Annotated in this window: 6 protein-coding genes; 3 read left to right on the forward strand and 3 right to left on the reverse strand. The window is 70.9% G+C overall.

All coding sequences use genetic code 11. The features are described 5' to 3' along the window. Window positions 1-16: 16 nt before the first annotated feature. Window positions 17-1777: an MFS transporter gene (locus BWR60_RS28020; RefSeq protein ID WP_088155205.1), complete on the reverse strand. Its 1761-nt coding sequence runs from the start codon at window positions 1775-1777 to the stop codon at window positions 17-19. A 203-nt stretch (window positions 1778-1980) separates the two neighbouring features. On the opposite strand from BWR60_RS28020, the gene BWR60_RS28025 reads away from it, so the two are divergent. Beyond that, a complete protein-coding gene (locus tag BWR60_RS28025) occupies window positions 1981-2841 on the forward strand; it encodes a hydrolase (protein ID WP_088155207.1) in 861 nt (286 codons plus the stop codon). A 5-nt stretch (window positions 2842-2846) separates the two neighbouring features. After that, window positions 2847-4397 (forward strand): ABC transporter substrate-binding protein, encoded by a 1551-nt coding sequence (locus tag BWR60_RS28030; protein WP_088155217.1) that lies wholly within the window; start codon window positions 2847-2849, stop codon window positions 4395-4397. Between the two features lie 9 nt (window positions 4398-4406). Here the strand turns inward: BWR60_RS28030 and BWR60_RS28035 are convergent, their stop codons facing one another. Both BWR60_RS28035 and BWR60_RS28040 read right to left on the reverse strand, forming a co-directional pair. Further along, window positions 4407-4754 carry a DUF3088 domain-containing protein gene (locus BWR60_RS28035; RefSeq protein ID WP_088155209.1) on the reverse strand — a complete coding sequence of 116 codons (348 nt, stop codon included), beginning with the start codon at window positions 4752-4754 and terminating at the stop codon, window positions 4407-4409. Between the two features lie 10 nt (window positions 4755-4764). After that, the gene (locus BWR60_RS28040; RefSeq protein WP_088155211.1) at window positions 4765-5223 is read right to left on the reverse strand and encodes an Lrp/AsnC family transcriptional regulator; all 459 of its coding nucleotides are present in this window, start codon (window positions 5221-5223) and stop codon (window positions 4765-4767) included. A 138-nt stretch (window positions 5224-5361) separates the two neighbouring features. Here BWR60_RS28040 and alr point away from each other — a divergent pair. After that, on the forward strand, window positions 5362-6438 hold a 1077-nt coding region (gene alr, locus BWR60_RS28045; RefSeq protein ID WP_088155213.1), incomplete at its 3' end, for an alanine racemase.

A 6438-nucleotide genomic window follows, 5' to 3' on the forward strand; every position in this document is an offset into this window, starting at 1 on the left:
GGTCGTGGATCGAGCATCACGATGCGCTCGGCGCGCGCTCCGGTGGCGATCGCCCGGGTTCGGCCTCCGGCTTCGCCGCGTCATTGGCCGAGGGCTTGGCGACGGGAGGCGGCGCGGCCGTCATCCGCCGGCGTCGTCGGCGCCAGCTGATGGCGTGACGCACCGCGGGCGGAGGCGGCCCCTGATGCAGCCGTCCGACCCGGTCGATCAGCTCGCGGTCGGCCGCGGTCAACCGGGCCAGCAGGCGCAGATGCTCGTACCAGCTGTCGACGAAGTAGATCTCGCTCCATTTCAACCGGTCGGCGGCGTCACGGAACAGCGACCAGCGGCTGGCGCCGTTGCGCAGCCGCACCTCGCGCAGCCGGGCGGTGCAGCGGATGAAATCCCGCTCCTGCTCCGGCCCGATGCGGTATTCGACCACCACCATCACCGCGTCGCGGCGCGGATCGATCGGCGGCGCCGGCAGATCGACCTTGCGCAGCGGTGCCGGCCGCAGGTCGATCAGAGCGATGTCCGGGATCTTCAGCCGCAACGCCCACAGCGCGCCGACCAGAAGCGCCACCCCGCTGGCGGCCAGGGTCATCGTCACGCCGGCGCTCTCCGCCACCGTGCCCCAGACGACCGAGCCGAGCGCCAGCCCGCCATAAAGCGCCATCTGGTAGATCGCCATGGCCCGGGCCTTCACCCAGTCCGGCACCAGCAGCTGCACCGCGGTGTTGTAGGTCGATACCACCGCGATCCAGGCGACGCCGCCGAGGAACAGCACCGGCACCACCACGACGGTGAGGTGGACGGTGCCCAGCACCAGCAGCACCGCGGCGAAGGCGAAGGCCGAGGTCGAGATCAGCCAGCTGGTGCCCAGCCATTCCCGCGCGGGATGGACGACGAAGCCGCCGCAGACGGCGCCGATGCCGAGCGCACCGAGCAGCACGCCATAGCCGATGGCGTCCTCGCCCAGCTGCTCCAGCGCCAGCAGCGGCAGCAGCGCCCAGACCGAGCTGGCGCAGAAGCCGAAGATGAAGGACCGCGTCGCCACCCGCCGGGTCACCAGCGAATGCCGGGCGAAGCGCAGCCCGGCGCTAACCGCCTGGCGCAGCGTCTCCGGCGGCAGGGCCGAGCGCGCGGGCCGCCACTTCCAGGACCAGATCGCCAACAGCAGCCCGCCGAAGCTGGCGGTCGAGATCAGGAACACCCAGGGCGCGCCGAGCCAGGCCAGCAGCAGGCCGCCGATCGCCGGCCCCAGGGCACGGGCGACGTTGTAGTTGATCGAGTTCAGCAGCACGGCGCTGGCCACTGCCGGCTTCGGCACCATGTCGCCGACCGCCGCCTGCCAGGCCGGTCCTTCCAGCGCATAGCCGACCGCGATCAGGAAGGTGAGGCCGATCAGCCCGATCGGCTCCAAGAGGCCGAGGAAGCCGAGCAGGGTCAGGCCAAGGCCGCCGATGACGCAGCACGCCTCCCCCGCCAGGATCATCTTGCGGCGGTCATAGATGTCGGCCAGCGCCCCTGTGGGCAGCGACAGCAGCACCAGCGGCACCGCGGTCGCCACCTGGATCAGCGCGATCAGGAACGGGCTGGCCTCGGTGACCGTCAGCTCCCAGGCCGCGGCCACAGACTGTGCCCAGTCGCCGAGATTGGCGAACAGGCCGGTGAACCAGACCAGCCGGAACACCGGATGGGCCAACGCCTCGACAAAGGGCAGGAACAGGCGGGACGGCGTCGGCTCCTCGCCGCGCTCGACTCTCAGATCATCCTTGGCGCCGACAGCCTGCTGCATCCGGTCCCGCCCCGCTGGCCGAGGTCTCGCCAAGTCTAGGCATGCCGGCCCGGTCCGTGCAAAGGCCTCGCCGCGCGCCGGCGCGCCATTGCTGTGCCTTCGAGGATTTTTGAGAGGCTAAAATACAATTGGCCTTGCGGCTGCCGGCCACCGTCCTAAGATGCCTCGGGCCGGCCGGTCGAGCCGGCGAGAGGGAGGCTGGAATGCGCGACCGTCAGGGCCATGGGGTGAAGCTGTCCGCCTATGATTTCGGGGCGACGACCTATTTCGCGCTGCAGGCGGACCAGCGCGTCTCCTACTGCCTCTACGTGCCGCAGGACTATGAGGAGGACGGCGACAAGACCTACAGCCTGGCGGTGCTGATGCACGGCACCGGCCGTACGGCCACCGCCTATCGCGACGGCTTCGCCGACTTCGCCGACGCCAATGACTGCATCCTGCTGGCGCCGCTGTTCCCGGCCGGGCTGATCGAGAAGAACGACGTCTCGAACTACAAGCGCCTGGCCTTCCACGACATGCGCTTCGACCTGCTGCTGCTGGCCATGGTCGACGAGGTGGCGGCGAAGTACCGGGTCCGCGCCGATCGCTTCCTGATGTTCGGCTTCTCCGGCGGCGGCCATTTCGTGCACCGCTTCTTCTATGTCCATCCGGAGCGAGTGCTGGGCGTCTCGATCGGCGCGCCGGGCTCGGTAACGCTGCTCAATTGGGATTACGACTGGTGGGTCGGGCTGCGCGATTTCGAGGCGCGCTTCGGCCGGCCGATCGACCTCGCGGCGATGCGCCGGGCGGCGGTGCAGATGGTGATCGGCGGCGACGACACCGAGACCTGGGAGATCGTCACCAAGCCGACCGATCCAGGCTGGATGGACGGCGCCGACCTCGCCGGCGGCAACCGGCAGGAGCGGCTGCGGTCGCTGCGCGACAGCTTCGAGCGCCACGGCATCGCGGTGCGCCACGACATCGTCCCCGGTCTCGGCCATGAAGGGACGCGCGCGCCCATGCTGGAGCCGGTGAAGGCGTTCTTCGCCGACACGCTCGCGAAGCGCCGGGCAGAGGCGGCGTGACCGCCATGCGCCGCCTCGCCTTAGCCCTGCTGCTGGCCGCCCTCCCCGGGACTGCCGCGGCCGAGGATCCCCGGCCGACCCCGCTGCTGTCGATCGCGCTCAACGCCGATATCCGCAGCAGCAACCCGGGCGTGCAGCGGGACTTCAACTCCGACGTCGTGCTGCAGCACGTCACCGAAGGGCTGGTCGCCCTGCGCGAGGACCAGACCCCGGCGCCGATGCTGGCCGAGAGCGTCGAGGTGTCGCCCGACGGCACCGCCTACACCTTCCGGCTGCGCGACGGCATCACCTTCCATGACGGCCGGGAGTTAACCTCGGCCGAGGTGGCGTGGAGCTGGAAACGCTATCTCGATCCGGCGACGCAGTGGCAGTGCCTCGACCGCTTCGACGGCCGCAGCGGGCCGAAGGTGCTGGCGGTGGAGACGCCCGACCCGCGCACCGTGGTGTTCCGGATCGATCGGCGCAGCGCGCTGTTCCTGGTCAACATGGCGACGATCCAGTGCGGCGCGGTGGTGCTCAGCCCCTCCTCGCTCGGGCCGGACGGCGCCTGGGTCAAGCCGGTCGGCACCGGGCCCTATGTCTTCGCCGACTGGCAGAAGAACCGCTATGTCGAGCTGACGCGCTTCGCCGGCTACAAGCCCCTGCCCGGCGAGCGCGATGGCGCCGCCGGCGGCAAGCGGGCCCTGGCCGAGAAGTTGCGTTTTGTGGTCATACCCGACCGTTCGGTGATGAACGCCGCCCTCCTCTCCGGCCAGGTCGACATCGTTCCGGATGTCGGTGCGACCGAGATCGACGGGATGAAGACGGCCGGGGCGCAGGTGACCGTCACCCCGACCCTGTCCTGGGCGGTGATGCTGCTGCAGACCCGCGACAAGCTGCTGTCCGACGTCCGGGTGCGCCAGGCGCTGGCCCGGGCGATCGACGGCAGGCAGGTGGCCGAGGCGGCCAGCTTCGGCCTTGCCGCGCCGAATCCGTCGGCCATCGCCGTCGCCAGCGCCTATCACGACGAGGGCGACAACGCCTGGCCGGCCTTCGACCCGGCCGAGGCCGCCAAGCTGCTGCAGGAGGCAGGCCACGCCGGCGCCACGATCCGGATTCAGACCAACAACCGCCCGACCGGCCAGTACGAGGCGGCGCTGATGGTCCAGGGGCTGCTCACCAGCGCCGGCATCGACGCGCAGATCGACACGCTGGACTGGGCGACGCAGTTGCAGAACTACCGCGAGGGCAAGTTCCAGGCCTCGGTCTTCACCTTCTCCGGCCGGCCCGACCCGGCGCTGGCCTTCGACTCGATCATCGGCAGCAAGGATGAGGACCCGACCAGCCAGTGGGAGGATCCGCAGGCGATCGCCTGGCTGGCCGAGGCCAAGACGGTGGAGGACAAGGCCGGGCGCCAGGCGATCTTCGACAAGCTGCATGCCCGCATGGCCGAGCAGGTGCCGGTGATCGGCCTGTTCAACCCGGTGCAGGTGACGGCGGTCGGACCGAAAATCCGCGGCTATGCCGACTGGGCCCCGGGCACCGCCCGCCTCTGGGGCGTGTGGAAGGAGCCGTAGGCGCCGGGCTCAGGGATGCGGGTCGGGGAAGCCGTGGCGCCGCGACAGGGCGGCGAGGATGCGGTCCTTGCCGACGATGAAGCGGACGCCGCCATGGCTCTCGGCCTCCGGGTCGGCCGGGCCGCCTTCGCCCAGCACCAGCAGCGGCAGGGACTGGTTCCCCTCCCCGACCAGCGCCACCACCGCCTGGCGCGGCCGCGGCCAGGCGATGCGCTCGACATCCAGCCGTGCCGCCAGCTCCGGAAACGACGCCAGCACGCCTTCCATCAGGGCGCAGTGCCAGCAGTAGAAGACCCGGCCGGGATAGGCCGGGTCGGTGAAGCCGGGGCGCAGCAGGAACAGGCGGTCACGGGTCATGGTGGTCTCCTCAGGTCCCGGAATTGCCCCGGATCACGCTGCGCAGGGTGAAGGCGGACTGGATGCGCGACACGCCGGGCATGCGCGACAGCTGCTCCTTGTGGATGCGCTCGTAATCGGCCGTGTCGCGGGCGACGACGCGCAGCAGATAATCCGACATGCCGGTCATCAGGTAGCACTGGTCGACCTCGGGGCATTTCCGCACCGCCGCTTCGAACCGGGCGAGGTATTCCTCGGTCTGGCGCTCCAGCGTGATCTGGACGATGGCGATGGTCGGATTGGCCACGTCCGGCTCGTCGATCAGCGCGGTGTAGCCGCGGATGATCCCGGCATGCTCCAGCAGCTGCCGCCGGCGCAGGCAGGCCGAAGGCGACAGGCCGACCGCCTCGGCCAGGTCGGCGTTGCTGATGCGGCCGTCGGCGCGCAGCAGCTGGATGATCTTGCGGTCGATGGCGTCGAGCGTGGTCATGCGTGGTTTCTGCGAAAACCGGTGAATTTGCTGCGAACACCAGACCATCCGGCCGCAGAAGGATCAACGGAAATCAAGGATCGCCGAGGGCCCCAGGCCGTATCCTGAGGCCGTTGGATCCCCTGCGGTTCGGCCCTTATGACCACCTCCCTCCCCGACGCCACCGGCGCCACCCTGATCGTCGATCTCGCCGCGATCCGGGAGAACTATCGGTCGCTGCTCCGCCGCCTCGGCCGAACGATCTGCGCCGGCGTGCTCAAGGCCGATGCCTATGGGCTGGGCGCCGACCGGGTCGGCCCCGCCCTGGCCGCCGAGGGTTGCCGCCACTTCTTCGTCGCCCATCTCGAGGAGGGCATCGCCCTGCGGCCGCATGTGCCGGAGACGGCGGAGGTGTTCGTGCTGCACGGGCTGATGCCCGGCTGCGAGGACATCGCCCTGGCCCACCGCCTGACCCCGGTGCTGAACAGCCTGGAGCAGGTCGCGGGCTGGGCCGCTTTGGCGCGCCGCGCGGAGCGGGCGCTGCCGGCGGTGCTGCAGCTCGACACCGGCATGTCGCGCATGGGGCTGTCCCCGGCCGAGCTGGACCGGATCGCGGGCGAGCCCGGGCTGCTGGCCGGCATCGAGCTGCGGCTGGTGATGAGCCACCTGGCCTGCGCCGAGCGGCAGGACCATCCGGCCAACGGCACGCAGCGCCTGCGCTTCGATGTCGCCCGCCGCCGCCTGCCCCCGGCCCCGGCGGCGCTGGCCAACTCCTCCGGCATCTTCCTCGGCCCCGATTTCCATTACGACATGGCCCGGCCCGGTGCCGCGCTGTACGGGCTGGCCCCAGTGGCCGGCGCTGCGAACCCGCTGCGCCCGGTCGTCACGCTGCAGGCCCGCGTGGTGCAGCTGCGGACGATCGCCGCCGGCGACGAGGTCGGCTACGGCCTGAGCTGGCGCACCGAGCGCCCAGCCCGCATCGCCACCGTGGCGGTGGGCTATGCCGACGGCGTCCCCCGCAGCCTGAGCAACGCCGGCACCGCTTATCTCGGCGACACCGCCCTGCCGGTCGTCGGCGCCGTGTCGATGGACTCGCTCGGCCTCGACGTCTCGGCCCTGCCGGAGGGCGCGCTGCGCCCCGGCGTCGCGGTCGACCTGATCGGCCCGCATCGCAGCGTCGACGCCGTCGCCGCCGAGGCCGGGACCATCGGCTACGAGATCCTGACCCGCCTCGGC

This window comes from Inquilinus limosus (assembly GCF_002195995.1).
Lineage (GTDB): Bacteria > Pseudomonadota > Alphaproteobacteria > DSM-16000 > Inquilinaceae > Inquilinus > Inquilinus limosus_C.